The 20,800-nt window shown below is 53.2% G+C and carries 19 protein-coding genes and 1 riboswitch; of the genes, 14 read left to right on the top strand and 5 right to left on the bottom strand.

Going from position 1 to position 20,800, the window contains the following annotated elements:
- Positions 1 to 31 precede the first annotated feature (31 nt).
- The 6 genes from KVT34_RS14885 to KVT34_RS14860 all read left to right on the top strand — a co-directional run bounded on the left by KVT34_RS14885 (position 32) and on the right by KVT34_RS14860 (position 4,693).
- Complete coding sequence (locus tag KVT34_RS14885; RefSeq protein WP_217559544.1) at positions 32 to 937, top strand: 5'-3' exonuclease; 906 nt, start codon at positions 32 to 34, stop codon at positions 935 to 937.
- Positions 938 to 1,227: 290 nt separating this feature from the next.
- A complete protein-coding gene (locus KVT34_RS14880) occupies positions 1,228 to 1,446 on the top strand; it encodes a hypothetical protein (protein WP_042229387.1) in 219 nt (72 codons plus the stop codon).
- A 25-nt stretch (positions 1,447 to 1,471) separates the two neighbouring features.
- Positions 1,472 to 2,428 carry a hypothetical protein gene (locus KVT34_RS14875; protein ID WP_217559542.1) on the top strand — a complete coding sequence of 319 codons (957 nt, stop codon included), beginning with the start codon at positions 1,472 to 1,474 and terminating at the stop codon, positions 2,426 to 2,428.
- On the top strand, positions 2,428 to 3,633 hold the full coding sequence (locus KVT34_RS14870; RefSeq protein ID WP_217559540.1) for a glutathionylspermidine synthase family protein: 1,206 nt from the start codon (positions 2,428 to 2,430) through the stop codon (positions 3,631 to 3,633). The genes KVT34_RS14875 and KVT34_RS14870 overlap by 1 nt, the downstream gene beginning before the upstream one ends.
- Positions 3,630 to 4,307, top strand: coding sequence for a hypothetical protein (locus tag KVT34_RS14865; protein WP_217559538.1), 678 nt, complete (start codon positions 3,630 to 3,632; stop codon positions 4,305 to 4,307). The genes KVT34_RS14870 and KVT34_RS14865 overlap by 4 nt, the downstream gene beginning before the upstream one ends.
- Positions 4,304 to 4,693 (top strand): DUF350 domain-containing protein, encoded by a 390-nt coding sequence (locus KVT34_RS14860; RefSeq protein ID WP_217559536.1) that lies wholly within the window; start codon positions 4,304 to 4,306, stop codon positions 4,691 to 4,693. The genes KVT34_RS14865 and KVT34_RS14860 overlap by 4 nt, the downstream gene beginning before the upstream one ends.
- Positions 4,694 to 4,830: 137 nt before the next feature.
- On the opposite strand, the gene KVT34_RS14855 is transcribed toward KVT34_RS14860, so the two are convergent.
- Entirely contained in the window at positions 4,831 to 5,094 is a 264-nt protein-coding gene (locus KVT34_RS14855; RefSeq protein ID WP_042229375.1) for a hypothetical protein, read from the bottom strand.
- 72 nt (positions 5,095 to 5,166) lie between these two features.
- Positions 5,167 to 5,460, bottom strand: a complete 294-nt coding sequence (locus KVT34_RS14850; RefSeq protein ID WP_042229373.1) for a DUF3055 domain-containing protein — start codon at positions 5,458 to 5,460, stop codon at positions 5,167 to 5,169.
- Positions 5,461 to 6,066: 606 nt separating this feature from the next.
- On the opposite strand from KVT34_RS14850, the gene KVT34_RS14845 reads away from it, so the two are divergent.
- The 3 genes from KVT34_RS14845 (at position 6,067) to KVT34_RS14835 (ending at position 10,359) form a co-directional block, all read left to right on the top strand.
- Positions 6,067 to 6,927, top strand: a complete 861-nt coding sequence (locus tag KVT34_RS14845; RefSeq protein WP_217559535.1) for a protein phosphatase 2C domain-containing protein — start codon at positions 6,067 to 6,069, stop codon at positions 6,925 to 6,927.
- A 183-nt stretch (positions 6,928 to 7,110) separates the two neighbouring features.
- Positions 7,111 to 8,139, top strand: coding sequence for an HRDC domain-containing protein (locus KVT34_RS14840; protein WP_217559534.1), 1,029 nt, complete (start codon positions 7,111 to 7,113; stop codon positions 8,137 to 8,139).
- 219 nt (positions 8,140 to 8,358) lie between these two features.
- Positions 8,359 to 10,359, top strand: a complete 2,001-nt coding sequence (locus KVT34_RS14835) for a peptidoglycan D,D-transpeptidase FtsI family protein (protein ID WP_217559533.1) — start codon at positions 8,359 to 8,361, stop codon at positions 10,357 to 10,359.
- Positions 10,360 to 10,454: 95 nt separating this feature from the next.
- Here the strand turns inward: KVT34_RS14835 and corA are convergent, their stop codons facing one another.
- Entirely contained in the window at positions 10,455 to 11,393 is a 939-nt protein-coding gene (corA, locus tag KVT34_RS14830; protein ID WP_042229365.1) for a magnesium/cobalt transporter CorA, read from the bottom strand.
- A 514-nt stretch (positions 11,394 to 11,907) separates the two neighbouring features.
- Positions 11,908 to 12,037: riboswitch (SAM riboswitch) on the top strand.
- Between the two features lie 85 nt (positions 12,038 to 12,122).
- Here corA and metA point away from each other — a divergent pair.
- The 4 genes from metA (at position 12,123) to mqnC (ending at position 16,806) form a co-directional block, all read left to right on the top strand.
- Positions 12,123 to 13,067 (top strand): homoserine O-acetyltransferase MetA, encoded by a 945-nt coding sequence (gene metA / locus KVT34_RS14825; RefSeq protein WP_217559532.1) that lies wholly within the window; start codon positions 12,123 to 12,125, stop codon positions 13,065 to 13,067.
- A gap of 38 nt (positions 13,068 to 13,105) precedes the next feature.
- Entirely contained in the window at positions 13,106 to 14,275 is a 1,170-nt protein-coding gene (locus KVT34_RS14820; protein ID WP_217559531.1) for an aminotransferase class I/II-fold pyridoxal phosphate-dependent enzyme, read from the top strand.
- Positions 14,272 to 15,429 carry a trans-sulfuration enzyme family protein gene (locus tag KVT34_RS14815; RefSeq protein WP_217559530.1) on the top strand — a complete coding sequence of 386 codons (1,158 nt, stop codon included), beginning with the start codon at positions 14,272 to 14,274 and terminating at the stop codon, positions 15,427 to 15,429. The genes KVT34_RS14820 and KVT34_RS14815 overlap by 4 nt, the downstream gene beginning before the upstream one ends.
- 243 nt (positions 15,430 to 15,672) lie before the next feature.
- Complete coding sequence (gene mqnC / locus KVT34_RS14810) at positions 15,673 to 16,806, top strand: cyclic dehypoxanthinyl futalosine synthase (RefSeq protein WP_217559528.1); 1,134 nt, start codon at positions 15,673 to 15,675, stop codon at positions 16,804 to 16,806.
- 135 nt (positions 16,807 to 16,941) lie between these two features.
- Here mqnC and KVT34_RS14805 read toward each other — a convergent pair whose 3' ends face one another.
- Positions 16,942 to 18,783 (bottom strand): ATP-binding protein, encoded by a 1,842-nt coding sequence (locus tag KVT34_RS14805; protein ID WP_217559527.1) that lies wholly within the window; start codon positions 18,781 to 18,783, stop codon positions 16,942 to 16,944.
- Positions 18,773 to 19,474, bottom strand: coding sequence for a response regulator transcription factor (locus KVT34_RS14800; RefSeq protein ID WP_042229355.1), 702 nt, complete (start codon positions 19,472 to 19,474; stop codon positions 18,773 to 18,775). The genes KVT34_RS14805 and KVT34_RS14800 overlap by 11 nt, the downstream gene beginning before the upstream one ends.
- Before the next feature lie 348 nt (positions 19,475 to 19,822).
- On the opposite strand from KVT34_RS14800, the gene ytxC reads away from it, so the two are divergent.
- Positions 19,823 to 20,797: a putative sporulation protein YtxC gene (gene ytxC / locus KVT34_RS14795; RefSeq protein ID WP_217559526.1), complete on the top strand. Its 975-nt coding sequence runs from the start codon at positions 19,823 to 19,825 to the stop codon at positions 20,795 to 20,797.
- Positions 20,798 to 20,800: the final 3 nt, after the last annotated feature.

Genomic DNA, 20,800 nt, shown 5'->3' with positions numbered 1-20,800 from the left:
ATAATAGAGGGGAAGAATCAGGGTTCGGCCCATGATGGGAGAGATATTTGTGACACAAACCAGACCTGCAGTCCTGCTGGTGGACGGAATGGCGCTGCTTTTCCGGGCTTACTACGCATCGGCTGTGACCGGATATATTAAACGGACGAGCGCGGGAGTGCCGACGAATGCCGTGTACGGCTTCGTGCGGTATTTCTGGGACGCCGTCCAGACCTTTTCGCCGTCGCACGTCATCGTATGCTGGGACATGGGCGCCAAAACGTTCCGTACCGAGCAGTTCACGGATTACAAGGCTAACCGGGCCGCTGCGCCCGAGGACTTAATTCCCCAATTTGACCTTGTCAAAGAAGTGGTGGACAGCTTCGGAGTGCCGAATGTGGGGATGAGCGGCTATGAAGCGGACGACTGCATCGGAACGTTGGCGCAAGCGTACAAAGATTCGGCGGATGTGTTCATCCTGACCGGGGACCACGATCTGCTTCAGCTCGTGGACGACAGCGTAAGCGTCATTATTATGAAAAAAGGCCACGGCAACTACGCCGTTTATACGCCGGACCTGCTGTTGGAGGAGCGGAATCTGTCAGCCGCCCAGATCATTGATCTGAAAGGATTGATGGGCGACACCAGCGATAACTATCCGGGCGTAAAAGGCATCGGAGAGAAAACGGCGCTGAAGCTTATTCAGCAGTACGGCACCATCGAAGGCATTCTCGAGAATCTGTCCGAGCTGCCGAAAGGAGTCCGGGCGAAGATCGAGGCGCAGCTCGATATGCTGCATCTGTCCAGGGAGCTGGCGACGATTTTCCTCAAGGTTCCCGTCGCCTGTGCGCTGGAGGAGTGCTGCTGGGCCATCGATCACGAACGGGTGCTCACGAAGTTCGAGGAGCTGGAGTTCAAGGGATTGGCCAAACTGGTCGGCCAGCCGGCTTTTTTGTAAGAGAAATGAAAGGGAACGTGTAACGGTACATCACCTGCAGTCCGGCTTGCCGGCCCTTTTGGAATTGGAAGGCGATTCGTTCGGCTGCGGCCGGCGGATCGCTTTTTGCTTGTTAATCCGCCCTTTCTTCTTATTAAAATGTCGCAAAAGGGTTCCCACCATTTCATGTTTTTGGTATGTTAGGGAGTGAGCTGTTTACAGCATTTCGGAAAAAAATGAAACAAAATCGCCGCTCAAACGTTAGAAATAGCATGATAATTTCCTAACTGCATTTTGAAAGGATGAAAACGATGGAAGCTAACGTATTGATTATTGAAAAATTGGAAAACGGCGAATTGAAGACGATTGATGAGCGTAATTGGAATGCGACGATGTTGGCGATGATGGAGCATGCCAATTTTCTGTATGTCGGGGGCAAAGAGTACGAAATGATCGAAGGTAGGCTCGATGTAGAAAATCAGAAACTGGAAGTGCTGGTACTGCCAATTAATAAGCAAGCGAGTGAGTAAGAAGTCAGAATTGGAGGGACTTGCAATGAACGACAATCTGAACAACAGCGCAGGCGGGCTTAACGATACGGAAGAGAATGCAAACTTCAACGCTACAGCGGGCGAGAATGCTTCGGAAGCGGTTGCAGCGGAAGCGGCGGGTGCGCCAGAAGCAGGCTCACCCGAAGCGGTGCTTGCCGCACGTGCGGTTGACGCGGAGAAAGCGGCGCAGGCGCGTGCCTCCCGCAGGACGCGTACCCCGAAGCCGCTTCGTGTGCTGAACACGTCGCTCGGCGTCGTGCTGGCGGCCAACCTGCTGCTGGTTCCGGCGGTTTACGCCGAGAGCCAAGCAGCCGAGCCGAAAATCATCGAATGGTCCAACGAGGATGTCAAAACTTATTTCGATCCGAGCGCGGACTGGAACATTCCGCTCCCGGAACAGCTGGATAAACCGGGAGCGACCCCGACACCGACTCCTTCCGCGGGCGTAGGTACGGGCGGTACGGGGGCGGGAGCCGGAGCAACCGCTCCGATCGTGTACAACAACGGACTCGACTGGACCGACCTGATGCTGTATCATCTGATCTTCAACAGCGGCGGCTCCTACTCGTCGAGCGGCTGGTCCAGCTCACGGCCGTCTTACGATTATCGGACGAAGAAGCCTTATTCGGTGCCGACGTACGATTCGACGAAGTTTCAGAACAAACAAACGGCGAATTCGACGGTTAAGCCGAAAACTTCGAAAACAACGGGAGCTTTTAACAGCAAATCGACGATTAATTCGCGGAACAATTCGAGCAAGAGCTCGTCCACAACAGGATCTTCTTCGACCGGCAAGAGTTCGACGAGCAGCGGCTCCACAAGCACGAAATCCGGAACATCCAGCTCTTCAGGCTCCGTATCCTCCGGTTCATCGAGTAAATCCTCGTCCTCGTCGTCCGGCAGCATCGGCGGCAAGTCGGGCGGATTCAGCTCGTCGGGCAGCTCTTCCAGCGGAAGCTGATGGACAGCCGGACATTCAGGGTACTCGGACAGCCGCATAAGGACCGCGAGGCTTATGTAGCCGAGCTGGGCCGGATGGGTTTTACATGGGCCGATCTGGAGCAGGAGCAGTACTGGATCGACCAGCTTGTTCTTATGAACCGCGGCGTTTACGAAGAGCTGAACCAAGCTTCGAGACTCTTGTGGGACATTTTCGATAAAGGGGCACGGTTTGTTATCGGCCGCCGGGATTTGTACGACATGCTGAGCATCCCGGAGGTGCTTTGGGACGGTCTGGATGGACTGGAACCGGGGCCGAAGGGGCTTCTCAGCCGCTATGCGCGGTTTGACTTCAGCATATCTCAGGAAGGGGATATCAAGCTTCTGGAGCTGAATGCCGATACCCCGACCGGATACGTGGAGGCATCCGTTGTCACTCCATGGATGTGCAGCCGGTACGGCGGTCACAGTCTCAATACGGCAATGCCGGATCTCGTCCGCCAAGCCTGGTCGGAAGAGATGCCGGAGGCTGCCGCATGCATAGATTACGGCAAACACTTGGAAGATTCGGGCACGATCGATATGCTGATCCGTCACAGCGGACTCCAAGTCCGGCCGGTGGATTGTCTGGATCTGTGGGTGGACGAAGGCATTCTTAAAGACGGGGAGAACCGGGAAATCCGAAGCATGTTCGCTCTCTATCCGAAAGAGTGGATGGGTGTGGACGACGGAGGGGAAGCTCTCGCGTACTCCATTGAGAACGGTCATTTGCGGCTGTTTAATCCTCTACACGCGATAATTTTGCAATCCAAGGGATTACAGGCCGTTATCTGGGGCCTCCATGAGATGATGGCCCCGTTGTTTACGCCGGAAGAGCACCGGACCATCGAGCGTTATATGCTGCCGACTTACAATCAGCCGGTTTTGGAAAGCAGTTACGTGTCCAAGTCGATGTTCGGCCGCGAAGGAGGCTCCGTGCGGATGTACGGCGCTTCGGGCGAAATGGATATCCAGGATGAGGACGGCTTCGATACAAGCACTCTTTTTACGAACGTGTATCAGGCCCGGGCGGACTTGCCGCAAATCTCACTCATCCATGGTGAATACCGGCTGCTTACCGGAATGTTTGTCATCAACGGACAGCCGTGCGGTCTGCTGGGCCGTGCCGGAGGTTTGATTACCGGCAATGCGAGTCATTTTGTGGCGATAGGAGTTGAACAGAAATGAGCAGACCTGCGATGAACAGCAGATACGGATCAGGCAAGAAGCGGAGCCGGGTCATGATCGGCATTTTCTCGGCGCTTGCCCTTCTCCTCGTTTTCGGACTAATCGGGGCATGCTCCGATAAGAAAAACACGAGCGGCGGCGCAACCGCATCCGGCGGGGCTACAACCGAATCCAGCGTAGTTCCGTGGGATTATAAAATCGAGCAGGCTAAAGTAGGGGATCTCATCGGGGGCGACATGACGCTGCTGCCGAACAACGATATGCTGCCGAACGACGGCAATTTCGCAACGGGAGATCAGGTTTGGGTGCTGAGTTTTATGACCGCGGAAATGAAAACCGGAGACGACGGGAAGAACGATGTCAAGCTTTCGGGTTGGACACCGCTGAAAACATTTAAAACCGAAAGTGCGGCAAAGACGGACATGAGCCAGCTCAAAACCGAAATTCAAACCGAGGTCGATCTTATCGGCGTCTACAAGACGCAGTACGGGGATAAACACCGGGACTTCGCCGTTGTCTCTATGCCATCGGGTCATAAAGTGAAACAGCCGATTTCCGATGAGCGCTATACGGCGATTAAAGACAAGAAACGCGTGAAAATCGTCCTTGAGGAAGTGCACGATTTCTCGAATTATGATTTGGCCATGTCCAAGTTCAGGGGGTGGGCGGAATGATCGCCTTGAATATTTTAGTCAGCTTTATCGTCATTGTGGCTTTACAGGTTATCGGCATGGTCATTTTTAACTGGATTACGCCGTTTAACGACATGGAGGAGCTCCGCAAAGGCAATAAGGCGGTAGGTCTGGTCCTGGGCGGGAAATTTTTCGGAACGGCCATTATTCTGGGCGTCGCGGCTTACACGAATTCTTCGATCCTTCATATGGCGATGTGGTTTGCGATCGGTTACGCCTGCCTGCTTCTCACTTACTTCGTTTTCGACTTGCTGACGCCGGGCATTAAACTGTCCGAGCAGCTTAAGGAAGGCAACGTGGCAGTAGGTATTATGCTGTGCGCGATCTATGTGGGCGTTGCGTTCTCCATGAGCAGTTTGATTATTTAGGATCACCCGTTGGAAAAAAAATCCCCGCAACCGGAAGCCTTAGAGGCCGGTGCGGGGATTTTTGCTTTGAACGGACCACGATCGACAACCGTCATACCAAGCGCACCGCGCTAGGACCTCGTAAGGTGCGAGTGCCCTTAAGGTCCGGGTGTCTCTTCCGACTGGTCGTCGCCGGGGTAATCCCGCTCGATTCCGTAATGAAGCTCGCGGTTTTCGTAGCGGAACCGGTTCGTTGGACGCTGGTCATCCCGCCACGGAGTGCTTTTGCCGAGAGATTCGCTTAGAACGGACGAGCCGTAAGGACCTTCCGGAAATTCTTCGGGGATCGTATCGTTCCGCTGGGACTCGACGGTAGACAGGTCGGCGCCCCGGCTTTCTTCTTTTAAAAATTCATCACCCATGGGAATCCTCCTGATCGGGCGGCCTGTTTAAGCGCTGCCGGTGGTCTTTTCCCATTTTCTCCCCCGGAGGCCTCAAATATCCGTGAAATTGACAGTGCCCACGATCTGGAAAAGAAAAGAGCGGAGCTCTTCGGCTTCTTCCTCGGAGATTTTATACACATGTTCGAGATAGCCTTCTTCATTCAAATCGTCTGGACCGATGATGGCGGTTTTGCCGGATTGCAGATCGGTGATCATTTTTTTGCCGTAAAAACGATTCGTATTCGTGACCGCCAGATCGAAGCGGTGCAGGGACGAGCCTACAAAGCAGACAAAACGGGTCGAGGTATCTTCGGTATGGTCATATAGAAAATCGAATTCGGACATCACGTTCACTCCATTTACCGGTTAATACTCCCGATTATATAGGAAGTGGGGCGCGGCGTCCAAGAACGGTTCCGAAAGCGGTGAAAAAAGATGATTCCGCTTTTGAATGTTGTCTGAAGGAAAGAATTTTGTCCGGTTCGGACGTTTTGCGGTATGATAGGGGCAAGCGATACATTTTCGAAAAACGGAACGAAACAAGCGGGATAGATTCGAGCCGGCCGTAAAATCGGGCAGCGGGTGCGCGCTATATACCCGTACCCGGAAGTTGCGCGTTGTTATATATGAATGGCAGAGTGCTCTAAAACTGGGGTGCATCTCTATAATTTCTCGGGAAAATGGGCGGATTTGGAGCCCAGAAGAAGGATAGAAAGAACGATGCGTACGCTTTTCTGAACGCGGTGGTCTTGTGTGGTTTTGGTCATGGCGGGCTGCCTCCTTTTACTGATGAAAATATGGGTCGCGTAAGAGACCTTCTTTATAAACCAATTGTACATCGGACACCGGACCGGCGAAACGGACCCCGGGACGAGTCGGGACCCCGACAAAGGTCCAGGCTTCCGTGAACGAACGCAGCATGAAGCATGTTTAAAAAAGGGGAGAAGCGGAATGCCACAGCTTCAATGTAAGGTCGAGAGTGTTATCCGGCAGGGGCAAGGCGTGTGCAACGAGGATGCGCTGCTTCTGGCGCCCGAAGAAGGCTTGTTCGGCGTGATCGACGGCGTCTCGGGCCTGACGGCGTACCGGGACGCGCGAGGCCGCACCGCCGGCCATATCGCGTCGACGCTTGTGGCGGCCTGCTTCGCCGGCGCCGGCAAGGCCGATCTCGAGCGTACGACGCTCGAGGCGAATGCGCGGCTGCACGGGGAAATGGAGCGCCTGCAGGGGCAGGGGCGCTCCGAAGACACCGGCAGCCGGTGGGGCGCCGTCCACGCCGTCGTGCGCGTGGACGAGGATCGCGTCGCCTGGGTGCAATCAGGCGACTGCATGGTTTACGCCGTCTACGAAGACGGCGTGGTGCGCGCGGTGACGCGGGACTCCGTGGAGCCCCACGACGAACGCGCACTGGCGCTCTGGCGCCGGGAATATCCCGGCGAGTGGGAGCGCAGGGTCCAGCCGCCGGAAGTGACGGAAGCGCTGCGGGCGAACCGCAGGCGCGCCAACCGGCCCGGCGGCTACAGCGTCATCAACGGCGATGACGCGCTGGCCCGGCACCTGGAGAGCGGGAATATCGCCCGCTCGGGGCTGGCGCACCTGCTGCTCGTCACGGACGGGATTTATCCGTGGCGGGAAGAGCACCGGCGCAGCACGGAGGAGTGGGTCCGCGCGGTAATCGGGGCGGGGCTGGAAGCTTATGTGGACGAGCTGGATGCATTCGAGGAAGACGATCCAGAATGCCGCAGCGTGCAGCGTTTCAAACGTTCGGACGATAAGACCGGGATTTTACTTTCCTTTTCCAAAGAAAGTTGATCGGATAGCAATACTGTTCGTTGAAAGAGAGACTCTTGTAAAATCAGTTCGTGTATGGTAGAATATGGAATATAGCTCAGTACACAGAGGAAGCACCTCTCTACCTGCGTTTTATTACGCACAAGGAGAGGTGCTTTTTGCGTTCCCGGGCCTTATTCAACGTGAAAATAGAGGAGGAAAAGTATGAACGTGATTTATTTGACGACTTTGGAGAAACAAATGGATGAAGGGAAAGTCAGGCAGGCTCAATTTTTTGCCGGCGAGAAGACGGGAATCTGGCAGGCGATGTGGAATGAAGTGAACGACAACGGCAAGCCGGTCCAGGATATCTGGTATGAAGGCATCTCATGGGAGGAACTTGTTCATGCCATCAGGAAGGGGCTTCAACTTAAGCTTGCGGAAGGTTACAAACCCCTGCTCCGGGGAATCGGGGAAGAGCAGACGGGATTGTCCGCCAAAGCGGAGATGACGCAGCTGCTTCAATATTACGGCGAGCTTAACGCTGATGAAGCCGTCTATGACGAGCTAAGAGCCTGGAGACGCGAACAATCCTTCAAAGAAGGCCGTTCTCCGTTTATTTTGGCATCCAACCGGATGCTTCAGATGATTGCCGCTTTTTGCCCGCAATCGTTGGAGGAATTGCTTCATATTCCGGGTTTCGGGCAGAACCGGGCTTCGAAGTACGGCGGCGATGTACTGCGCATCACAAGGGACAAGCAGCGCCAGACGGATTTTCCGCTGGATTGGGTCGCGGGCGCGACAGACCGTCCGCAGTTCGAAGCCTGGATGAACCGGCAGTTGGAACGCCGGGTGCAGAAAGAAGCGGCCCGCCAGTCGGGGAAGCGCAGACTTCTGGAAGCGATGGCAGGCGGCGGCAGTCTGGCACAGATCCGGACGGAGCTCTCTTTTACTTCCCGGGAGCTGGTTGTCTTGTTGGAAGAGCTGGAGCGGGAGGGCTACGAGGTGCTTGGAGGCATTGAGAGCGAGCTTGCCAAAGTGCCTTCCGAGCAGCTGGCCGAAGCGGAGCGTCTGTTCGCCGAGATGGGAGACCGCTACCTGAAGCCCATCCTCCAGGGCTTGTATGGGGAGCAGCTGCCTGATGCCCAGACGGCAGACGGCGTCTATGAATGGCTGCGGCTCCTGAGATTCAAAACGCGGAAAATGAAGGAGGAAGCGGCGAGGGACCGGGATAGCGGGCAAAGAGCCGGGTAGCCGCGACACGGCAAACAGACAGCGATAAACAGGCAGTTTTGACCCGTGATCCGGAAAGTTCATTGCATTAACGGAAAGAAGGCGATTTCGATTTGCCTGTCCCCGATCCTCTCCCTAAATCTTAACCTTTTTGTAACCAGTCTGGAGGCTCCGTTCAATTGTAAATAAAGGGCGGTTTTGCTACACTTGAACGTATAGATTGTGAGAGAGGGCTGGCTTATGAAATCGCCTTATACCGAGCAGGACCCCGCCAAAAGAGAAGCGGACAAACGCATTCATTTTACGCTCCGGATCAATATTTTTTTCTTCGCTACTTTCGCCCTGTTTTGTGTGCTTATCGTTAAACTTTCCTACCTTCAATTCGTTAAAGGTCCCGAACTTCAGGTCGCAAAAACGAATGGGATGAATACGGATACCGCCATTCCCCCCATACGCGGCAATATATTGAGCAGAGACGGTATGCCGATTGCGACTTCCAATTCCACGGAATCCCTGTATTTCCGTGTCGAAGGCGGTACCAAAAATCAAGATCCGATCATAGAGACGGCCAAGAAGCTTGAAAAGATTTTGGGTGAGCTTGGCGACAAGAATCTGCCCAAGATGACTACGGAAGATATCATGAAAGCGATGGATCTGGATTTTGACATCAACAAACAAAAACTCAAACCTAAAACGCCTTATAAAGAGCCCAGAAGAATAAAAGCCAACTTAAACAAGGAAGAGGTTGCTTATCTTCTTTCCCATCGGGACGAACTTCACGGAGTAGAGGTTGTGGAGGAGAGCATCCGAGTCTATGACCAGCGGAGAGTCGCCGCCCAGCTTGTAGGCTACCTGAAAAAATACGATGATACCGCAAATCTTAATTTTTATAAGAGCAGAGCGGAAGACGGTTATTTGCTTCGGGAAACGGTTGGCTTTGACGGGCTTGAAATGATGTATCAAGATGAACTGCGCGGAAAGCCGGGCAAAAAGAGTTATCCGGTCAACGCGGCCGGTAAAATTGTCGGCAACGGGACCTTGGAAAAACCGGAGAAGGGGAAGAATCTCCGGCTAACGATCGATGCCAACGTGCAGCTTGCGGCCCAGCAGGCGATCATGGATCAGCTGAAATGGCTGCATAACCCTCCATCCGGCTATGCAAGGTTTGCAGCCCCTTACGCCCGTTCCGGTTACGCCGTAGCGATGGAAGTCGATACGGGTAAAGTTGTCGCTATGGCCTCCATGCCGGACTACGACACCAATTTGTGGACCGGTGGAATGGATGCGAAAATTTATCAGCAAGTTAAATATTTCGTCAACAACGGCACTATTCGAAACTCACCGCCGAACTTTCCGGATGACCAGCAGAAGCGTCACCCTTCTTCAATTCTATATTTGGGATCAACCATTAAGCCGCTCAGTATTTTGATCGGTTTAAAGGAGGGGTTAATCACCCCGGGAAGTTATTACAATGATAACGCTCCTTTTGTTTACGGGAAGGATAACAGTACGGTGCGCAACTCGGATAATCATTATCCAGGTATGATTTCCCCGACAAGAGCGATAGAAGTTTCATCGAACACATACATGTCTGCTAAAATTGGAATTCCGTTTTATAATAAATATCAGCGCAAATCGGGCGAAGCCTGGGAAAAACAGCTTGCTGAATTTGGACTTGGAGTAACAACCGGAAGCGGCCTCCCATGGGAGTATGACGGTATGTCGGAAATCGATGCGGCCGCAAAAACGAGCAGTTATCAATCAGCGATGGTTTTCGCATCCTGGGGTCAGAACGGCAAATATACCACACTTCAGCTTACCCAATTTGCGGCTACTCTTGGTAGCCGAGGTAAGCGGGTGAAACCGCAGTTCGTGGAAGAGGTCCTCGATTCCGACGGCAAGGTCGTCAAAGGCTATGAACCTGAGATTCTGAATCAAGTCGATCTTCCCAAAGTCTATTGGGATACGGTCATCAACGGGATGAAAAGCGGAGCGGAAGGCATCGACAAACTGCCGTATACCGTTGCCCGTAAAACCGGTACTTCGACGCAGCAGGTTTCTGGCGGAACTGTCGATAACGCGGTGTTCATTTCTTTCGCGCCCGCTCAAAATCCTAAGCTGGCCGTTGCCGTTATCGTGCCGGAAGGCGGTTACGGCCGTTACGGGGCGTCACCGATCGCGGCCAAGATTTACGAAGCCTACGACCAGTATGTCGGCGGTCTCAGCACACCCAAAAAATAAAAAAGGCACAAAAATAGCATCGGCTTCCATTTCGTTCTTGGTCAAGAACAATGGAAGCCGATGCTTTGTTAGGTCAACGTCGTCATTCTGCATAGTCAAATCCACCCTTTTTTACGGAAGAGTAGGAACATGCACAGCCCGAGTACACCCATAAATCCGAAAATGAATAAATCCGCATATGGAACAGTCAGCAGTCCGAGAATATCGGTGAAGTTCATTCCGAAAATACCGGTGATAAAGGTCAGTGGCATAAAGATTGTGGTCAGTGCGGTAAAAATACGCATGATTTCGTTCGCGCGGTTCGCTACGCTGGACTGATAAGCTTCTCGTAAGTTGCCCATGAGATCGCGGAGCGTATCGAAGGTGTCGACGATTTTGACGGCATTTTCGTGAATGTCGCCGAAATATTTTTGCAACTGGTTATCGATCAGCTTCAGTTCTTTGCGGTTTAATGTCGCCACTACGTCACGCTGCGGCACAAGCATTTTTTTCAGCCACAAGATTTCCCCGCGGAGTCCGACGATTTCGTTCAAATGGGATTTTTTCGTGTGCATCAGGATATCTTCTTCAAGCTTCTCGATCTTATCTTCGATCCGGTCCCCGACAATGACGTAGTTGTCAACGACGAGGTCAACCAGATGATACAGGAAGCGGTCCGGGCTGTTAACTTCTTCATCCCAGAGAAAGGGTTTGATGGCACGAAGCTCCTGGATTTTCTGTCTCGTAACGGTAATGATGAAATGCCTGCCCAGAAAAATATTGAGCGCGCGAAGAAAGATTTCTTCATCATCAAACCGGATGCTGTTGATTACAATAAAATAGTGCGTGTCGTAAATTTCGATTTTGGGCCGCTGTTCTTCTTCGCTGAGACAATCCTCTACGGCCAGATCGTGAAGATGGAAGAGCGGCTGCAGCTGCTCCAGATCGTCCACATCCGCATCGATCCAGTAAAAACCGGATTCGGGTGGTGTCAGCGCTTCGTGAATGTCATCAACCAGCGTAAAAGCGCCCTTGTGTACCAGGCGTGTTTTCATCCGTTTCACCTCTTTATGCGAAACGGCGCACAGCACTCCGGCCCGTAGGGAAACTACGGACGCTGGAGTGCCGGCCCCGGTTCGCTGCTATTCGATTTTGATCGTACCGGGTAAAGCGTCTACTTCTCGGTCGGTCCCCGTCCATCCGTATGTTCCCCCCTTTATCATTCCGTGTCGAATACTTGTCTAGTATATACCTACATTTTCCACGATTCAAGCATCAAACTCTGGTACTTTTCTCCTGCTAATCCCCGTAGTATGGGGATTTTTTATCCTATGCCGGAGAAGGGGATGAGGTTCGGGCGAACGATCGGACAAACAGCTTGGAGGGTTTATACGGAATACGGACTGCGCCAAGGAGGCAACCGTCATGAGACGCCACACATGCGCCAAAAGCTGCGAACGTTAGGGAAGACATTCATTTTTTGCTTAGCAAGTTTATTATGTGCAACTTTTCAAAAAGCACTTGACATTTGCCCGGTAACCTTTAAGATAGGAGATAACTGAATAAACTTTCTTATCAAGAGTAGGTGGAGGGACTGGCCCGATGATACCCGGCAACCGACATTGTAACCCCCGAGGGGCAATGCACGGTGCTAATTCTTGCGGGAGCCGTATGATTAGCGGCTTCTGGGAGATGAGAGAGGAGCATGTTGCATAGGGATGAACAGGCCTTTCTCAACTTTTTGAGAGAGGCCTGTTTTAATTTCTTTCGAGGAGGAATGACCGATGCCGATTAAAATACCTGATAATCTTCCGGCTAAAGAAGTGCTGAACCAAGAAAATATTTTTGCGATGGATGAGACGGTTGCTTACCATCAAGATATCCGCCCTCTGCGGATTGCGATTCTGAATCTGATGCCGACGAAGGAAACGACGGAAACCCAGCTGCTGCGTCTCCTGTCCAATACGGCTCTTCAGGTCGAATTTGTCCTGCTGCATCCTAAAACCCACACCTCTAAAAACACTTCTCTCGAGCACTTGGAGATGTTTTATAAAACGTTTGAAGATATCAAAGACGAAAGATTCGACGGAATGATCATTACCGGGGCACCCGTTGAGCAAATGGATTTCGAGGATGTTCATTACTGGGATGAGCTGAAGAACATCATGGACTGGAGCGTAGACAACGTAACTTCGACGCTTCATATATGTTGGGCTTCCCAGGCCGGACTTTATCATCATTTCGATGTGCCGAAGTACACGGTCGACAAAAAAGTGTTCGGTGTTTTCCCGCACATGATTACGGAAGAAAACGTGAAGCTGCTCCGCGGGTTCGACGAGTTCTTCTTCGTTCCCCAGTCGAGACATACGGAAGTGCGCCGTGAAGACATCGAGAAGGATGAGCGGCTCGTGATTTTATCGGAATCGGAAGAAGCCGGCATCTATATCGTGGCGACGAAGGACGGCAAGCAAATTTTCGTAACGGGGCATTCCGAGTATGATCCGCTGACCCTGAAATGGGAGTACGACCGCGACGTCAATAAAGGCATGGATGTGGAGATCCCGAAAAATTATTACCCGAACGATGATCCGAGCAAGAAGCCGATGATCACGTGGAGAGCGCATGCGAATCTCCTGTTCTCCAACTGGCTGAACTATTACGTTTACCAGGAAACGCCGTATGATCTTAATGCGGGTCGTGAACTCAGCGCGCTTAGTGCCTGTCTATAATATAGAACGAATGATACCTTAAAGGAGAGATTCCACGCATGAACATCGAAAGTCGATTGGCCCAAATCGGTTCGGTTTCCGAACCAACGACCGGAGCGCTCAGCTTCCCTGTGTACCAGGCAACCGCGTTCCGTCATCCGCGTCTTGGAGAAAGCACCGGATTCGATTATGCCCGCACGAAAAGCCCGACCCGCAGTGTGCTGGAGGATGCGATTGCCGATCTGGAATCCGGAGACGCCGGTTTTGCCTGTTCTTCGGGCATGGCGGCGCTGCAGACCGTTTTCACGCTGTTCAGCCAGGGAGACCATCTTATCGTGTCTCTGGACCTTTACGGCGGTACATACCGTCTGCTGGAGCAGATCATGTCCCGCTTCGGCGTGAGCGCTTCCTATGTGGACACGAACGACGTCGAAGCGCTGGAAGAAGCTTACCGCCCGAACACGAAGGCGATTCTGATCGAAACGCCGACGAATCCGCTCATGATGGTGACGGACTTGAAACTCGTCTGCGGCTGGGCCAAGAGCAAAGAGATTCTCTCCATCGTTGACAACACGCTGCTCACACCTTATCTGCAGCGTCCCATCGAGCTTGGCGCGGATATCGTCATCCACAGCGCGAGCAAATATTTGGGCGGCCACAACGATGTGCTGGCCGGTCTGATCGTGACCAAAGGACAGGAGCTTTCGGAGAAAGTGGCGTTCCTGCACAATTCCATCGGCGCCGTGCTCGGTCCGCAGGACAGCTGGCTGCTTATGAGAGGGATGAAAACGCTCGCTCTGCGCATGGAGAGGCACGAACATAACGCGACGACGATCGCCCGTTATCTGCAGTGGCATCCCCTTGTAACCGATGTATACTATCCGGCGCTAGAATCCCATCCGGGTTATGCGATCCAGAACAGGCAGTCGTCCGGCAACACGGGAATTTTCTCCTTTAAGGTAGCGGATGCGCGTTTAGTGGAGCCGATTCTGAGGCACGTTAAGCTTATTGCATTCGCGGAAAGCCTCGGCGGAGTGGAGTCGCTTATGACGTACCCGGCCGTTCAGACGCACGCCGACATTCCTCTGGAAATCCGGGAAAAAGTAGGCGTCGACGACCGGCTGCTGCGTTTTTCGGTCGGCATCGAGCATGTGGACGATCTTATTACCGACCTGGCGCAGGCGCTGGAACAAGCACAGGCTGAGGTGGAAGGAGACAATCAGGCGTGAGTACCGACAAAAAACTAGGAACGAAAATTATCCACTTCGGTGGAGAAATCGATAAAACGACGGGCGCTTCCAGCGTTCCGATCTATCAAGCATCTACCTTTCACCATTTCTCGCTGGATAATCCGCCGGAGTTCGATTATTCCCGTTCGGGCAATCCGACCCGTCAGGCGCTGGAAGACTATATCGCTCTGCTGGAAGGCGGAGCGCGGGGATTTGCGTTCGCTTCGGGGATGGCGGCCATCTCATCGGCTTTCTTCCTGCTTTCGAGCGGCGACCATGTAATTTGTACGGAAGATGTGTACGGCGGAACGTACCGGCTGCTCACCGCGATTCTGACCCGGATGAATATCGAAACGACGTTCGTCGATATGACGGATCCGGAGAAGGTCAAAGCGGCGCTGAAGCCGAACACGAAGGCGGTCTTCCTGGAGACGCCGTCCAACCCGACGCTGAAGATTACCGATATCTCGGTCATCTGCGCGTGGGCGAAAGAAAACGGGCTGCTCACGATGCTCGACAACTCGTTCATGACGCCGTATCATCAGCGTCCGATCGAGCAAGGTGTCGACATTGTGCTGCACAGCGCCACGAAGTTCCTGAGCGGTCACAGCGACGTGCTGGCCGGCCTGGCCGTGGTGGCTAACGAGAGTCTCGGACGCCGCATGAAGCAGATCCAGAACGGCCTGGGCAACGTGCTCGGCCCGCAGGACAGCTGGCTGCTTATGCGCGGCATGAAGACGCTCAAGGTGCGCATGGAAGGCTCCGAGCAGAACGCCCGTCGTCTGGCCGAATGGCTGGACAGTCACCCGGCGGTCGAGGCCGTGTACTATCCGGGGCTGCCGGGCCATCCGGGCCGCGAGATTCACGAGAAGCAGTCGAGCGGCTACGGCGCCGTCGTCTCGTTCGACGTGAACGGGGGCGAGCGCGCGAGGAAGCTCCTGAGCGAGGTCAAGATCCCGCTGGTTGCCGTCTCTCTGGGCGCGGTCGAGAGCATCTTGTCTTACCCGGCGATGATGTCTCATGCCGCGATGTCGCGCGAGGTTCGGCTGGAGCGGGGAATTACGGACGGGCTCGTGCGGTATTCCGTCGGTCTGGAAGACATCGACGATATCATATCGGACCTGGACGCGGCTTTATCTCATCTGCAGGGATAAGCGGCTTCTCAGGGCCCCGTAGGAAGCAAGCGCAAGCGGTAAATTCCGTTCACATGAACGGATGCCGTTTCGCTTGCTTTTTCTTTTGCCCGAAAGGCCTATTTTTCCCGTAGCCGGATTTGGGGCGTTATGTTACAATGGTGATAATGTTTTTTTATACATGTAACTTTTTTCACATAGTATATCGTGAGCCGCGAATTCATACCTAAATTCGTGTGCGGAAGTCAGAAAGGAGTGAATGCCATGAATCCGATCGACCGCATTCTGGATAAATCCCTTGCAGGCGGACGAATTGAGCTGGAGGAGTGTGTCACACTGCTCGAATCCGACCAGATCGAGAAAATGGGTCATGTCGCTAACCAAATTATGCTGAAGCACCATCCTGAACCGATCACCACGTTTGTAGTAGGCCGCAACATCAACTACACGAACGTTTGTGACGTTTATTGCAGATTTTGTGCATTCTATAGAGCTCCCGGTTCTACGGAAGGATACGTACTTACCAATGAAGATATTTTCCGTAAAATCCAGGAGACGCTAGATGTAGGCGGAACCGAGATTCTGATGCAGGGCGGCACGAATCCGGATTTGCCGTTCAGCTACTATACGGATCTGCTGCGCGAGATCAAGCAGCGCTTCGATATTACGATGCATTCTTTCTCTCCGGCGGAAATTTGGAAGATGAAAGATGTGTCGAACGGCCTATCGCTGGAAGAAGTGATCCGTCAGCTGCGGGACGCCGGACTGGACTCTCTGCCTGGCGGAGGCGCGGAAATTTTGGACGATCGCATCCGGATGAAAATTTCCAAGAAAAAAGGCTCCTGGCGCGACTGGATGGATGCCATGGAAACGGCTCACCGTCTGGGCATGAACACATCGGCGACGATGGTTTACGGTTTCGGCGAGACGATGGAAGAGCGCGCCATGCATCTGCTTCGCGTGAGAGAAGCGCAGGATAAGTGCATCCAGAACGGCTACGATTCGCTGGGCTTCTTGGCCTTCATCTTATGGCCGGTACAACCGGACAATACGAATCTGCGCGTGGAGAAGACGAAACCGGAAGAATACCTGAAAATGCTGGCCATTTCCCGCATTATGCTCGACAATATTCCGAACTTCCAGTCTTCTTGGGTAACGATGGGCCCCGAAATCGGCCGCCAGTCGCTGCATTACGGCTGCAATGACTTCGGAAGCACCATGATCGAAGAGAATGTCGTATCGGCTGCGGGGACTACCCATAAAGTGAACATTTCTTCCACGCTGGAAATGATCCGCGCCGCAGGCAAAATTCCTGCCCAGCGCAATACGAAGTATGAGATTCTCCGCGTGTACGACGAGAATTCGGTCGTTGAAAAAGACTTCATTATGCAGAACTAATCGGATCTGACATAGATTTCCCTTTTCCCATAAAAAGCAAAGAAACCCGGAAGCCGTCTACAAACGGTCTTCCGGGTTTCTTTTTGTTTCCGTAGAGCCTAGCCATGAAGTCGATCCTTCAGAAACAGGCGGTCATTAATACCGGCGAAGTTTCACATGGAACATAATCGATTTGCCGCGGCTCTCCGCCCAAATGCGGCCGTCATGAGCTTCGACGATGCTGCGGGCGATGGCGAGGCCCAGCCCGGAGCCGCCTGTATCCGAGGAACGTGCGGCATCCATCCGGTAAAACCGGTCAAACAGGCGATCGAGCTCCGCCGTTTCCGAAAGATCCCCTTCGTTGATCACCGTCACTTTGACGTCGCGGTCTTCCTCTTGGACGATGACCTCGATGGTGCTCGGTTTGGGGCTGTATTTGACCGCATTCGTGAGCAGGTTTTCGAAGACGCGGATCATTTGATCCGGGTCCATGGAGACGAACAGCCGCATAGGAGGGAGAACGAGGCGGAGGGTGAGACCGTTCTGTTCCGCGATTGTGATATATTCCTCCGAAAGCTGATAAATCAGGTCGTTTACGCAGACCGATTGTTTGGCGAGCGGCACGCCCTCGTTTGTCATCCGGCTGAATTCGAACAGCTCGTCAATGAGAATTTTAAGTTTTTCCGCGCGCCCGTAAGCGATTTGCATATAATTCGCCGCCTGCTCCTCGTCTTTGTAGTCCTTGTCCTTCAAAAGCCGGAGGTAACCGATGATAAGCGTAAGCGGCGTGCGGAGATCGTGGGAAACATTAGTGATCAATTCGTTTTTCAGCCGCTGAGATTTGCGCTCTTCTTCCAGAGAATGCTGAAGATCGCAAGCCATGGAGTTCATATGTCCGGCGAGTACACCGAGCTCGTCATGGCTTCTTTCGGGAACCCGATGAGCGAGATTGCCTTGGGACATTTGGACAAGTCCCTGCGCCATTTCTTCGATAAGCTGCATTTTCCGCCGGGTAATCCAGTAGAAGAGTCCCAGGAAGGTAGCTATTCCGGCGATCAGGGGAAGAGAGGTATCCTGCTCGTAATAAGAGATCTGAGCTTCGGGAACCGCCTTGGCTACGAGATACGATTGTGTGCCGTTTAGAAGAAGCGGGTACATGAACGTGAACTCGCGGTTTTCGTGACTCTCCCGGAATGTGTCTTCCGAATCCATGGCGCTGCCGACCAGCTGCGGGATATCGAACCGGCTTTCTCCGCTTCCTTTTGTTCGGTACTGTACCTTGCCGGCTGCGTCGATAATATAGAGCGATTTTCTTCCGGGCCTGTCGGCTTCATCGTTCAGAAGAGACTGAATATCCGCCGGATTTACCGGAAAGAAAGAGGGCGCCGGCTGCTCGCTGGCCTTGCCGGGTGTCTGCGTTTTCTTGCTGTCCGCTTCCGCAGCGCCTGGACCGGCAGGATCCGGAGCCGCTTGGCCGTTCGTGCCCGTTCCATCCGGGACGGCGGATTCCGGCATTGGAGACGGGGCAGCCGATTTCGGCGCGGTGGAAGAGGCAGAGCTTCCGGAGTCCGCCTGCCGATCCGGTCCGGAGCCTATACCGGTACCGGTATCTTCGGCCTCCTTCCGGTTTTGGAGCTCCTGATCGGTGCTTGGCAAGTGCTTCAGGGCTGATTCCTCTTTAGCGGCAGGATACTTGTCGACATCGCCTCCGTACTTTTGAATCTGTTCGAGGCGTTCCACAAGGCGGCGAACCTGGTTTGCCGTAATCTCTTTGTCCTGAATGTACGAGATGCTGCTTGCCGTCCGCCAAGATTTAGTAAGCTCGGACACCAGGCCCCCGGCCGCGGCCGCGACCCCAATGCATAGAGCGAACGCCAGAATAAGCTGCATTCGCAGGCTGCGCATCACATTCTGCTTGCACAAAATAACGGGACGAACGATGCCGCGCACCAGCAGTCCCCATATCTTCCCGAATCTCCGGCTTCGATTAGGTTTCAATTTTGTAGCCTACCCCCCAAACGGTTTTGATGTATTTCGGCTGCCTCGGATTGCTCTCCACTTTTTCCCGGATTTTGCGGATGTGCACCATGACGGTGTTGTCCGATTCGAAGTACGGGGTGTTCCAGACCGTCTCATAAATGCGCTCCGTGCTGAACACGATTCCCCGATTGCGCCCCAACAGCTCCAGGATTGAAAATTCCCGGGGAGTCAGTTTGACCGGCCGTCCCTCCACATGAACTTCGTGCGTAGCCGTATCAATGATCAGATCGTCCAGTTCGATACGGTTTGAAAGCGTTTCGGATGGCATGGGGGCGTTTAATCTTTTATACCGGCGCAGTTGGGATTTCACCCGTGCCATCAGCTCAAGCGGATTAAACGGTTTCGTTAAATAATCGTCCGCCCCGGCGGTTAATCCGAGAATTTTGTCCATATCCTCGCTTTTTGCGGAGAGCATCAGGATGGGCATGTTTTTCTCCTTGCGGATTTCCAGGCACGCCTGGACGCCATCCATACGGGGCATCATAATGTCGAGGATAATCAGATCGACCTCCCGGCTTTTCAGCACATCCAAGGCTTCCAGACCGTCCCCGGCCGAAACCGTTTCATACCCCTCATTGGTTAAATAAATACGGATGAGTTCCACGATCTCTTTTTCATTGTCCACGACCAGAATGGTCTCTTTTCCCATAACTATGCGCTCCTTTATGTGCCGGAAAACGGATGCCGCCGCGTTACCGGATCCTGCTTTCCCTTTATTCCATTCGTATAAAACAAGCTATTGCGACGTTAGCACAGGAAGAAGGGATTGGCAATTCCGTTATTCGGGGAGCGGCATCTTCATCAACAAGCTTTCATAGCGATTATTATAGAAGGTTGTTCTTAACAAAACCGCGCTGAATTTCTTAAGGAATGTTTAAGATCGGCCTTATTTTTCCGATTTGAACGGTCTTTGGACATGTCAAGAGTTGGTTGTATATCCGCCTCCGGCCGACCATATACTTTTAGAAGGAATTCAGCGTCAGGAAGGAGTGAGCCCATGTCTATCGTACAGTTTGTATTCAACAATTCCGCCGTGTTTGATATTTCTGCGCTGCAAAGCCGGATAGAAAGCCGCCTAGCGCCTCTGAATCAGGAAGGAAACCCGCTCCGGGTCGTCCGTAACACGTTGGAGCAGTACACGATGCTGCGGATAGAAGGAACAATAGGCGGCAAAAAGCATCAGCCGAAGTCCGAGTCCGTTATCGAAGCAGCCGCAGCCGCAGCCGCCGAGCAAATCGTGGAGGGTGAAGAAGAGAGGCTGATCCGGAAGCTGCTGGTGAATACCTTTCATTATAAAGATCTTGATGAAGCGGCTAAAATCGGCCGTTACTGCCGCCAATTCCTGAACGGCGAGGAAGACGGGAGAAGCGCCGCGGGCGAATACGGCTTGGACGATTACTTGGACTGGGGGCCGATCGACGGAATGAAGCTCCGGGCGGGCAAGATCAGCGAGCCTTTGAAAGCTCTGCTGCAGGAAGGGCAGTCCGTAAACTTGCCGGGTTTCATCACGTTCCGGCTGCAGGAATACATGGACGAGCTGAAAGAGGTCGTCGAATACGCCATCGACGAATATGTAATGGACCAGCAGTATCAGGAATTTATTTCTCTGCTCCAGTATTTCGTCTATATCCAGGAAACGAAGACGGCAGCAGCTCATTTGATACATAAGGAAGGCGCCGAATTTACAATTCTGGATGAACATATGCAGCCGATCGACACCAGTAAAATGGAAGCGTCCTTTACGCTGGAGATGATCGAGAAGGATATCAGCTTCGAAGATATGATCGTCTCGACGCTGATTTCGGTATCGCCGGCGACAATCTATATTCACACGCGGGAACCGGATCTGCCCGTTATCCGCACGATTATGCAGATTTTCGAGTCCCGCGCCACCATCTGCTCTTACTGCGGCATATGCCGGACGAAGCGGGCGGGGAACTCGGACAGCGGGTCCCCATCCCCCTTGACCTGATTC

The organism is Paenibacillus sp. GbtcB18, assembly GCF_019091125.1.
Lineage (GTDB): Bacteria > Bacillota > Bacilli > Paenibacillales > NBRC-103111 > Paenibacillus_F > Paenibacillus_F chitinolyticus.
The sequence above is the reverse complement of the archived record's forward strand: the minus strand, read 5'-3'. Positions and strand labels throughout refer to the sequence as shown.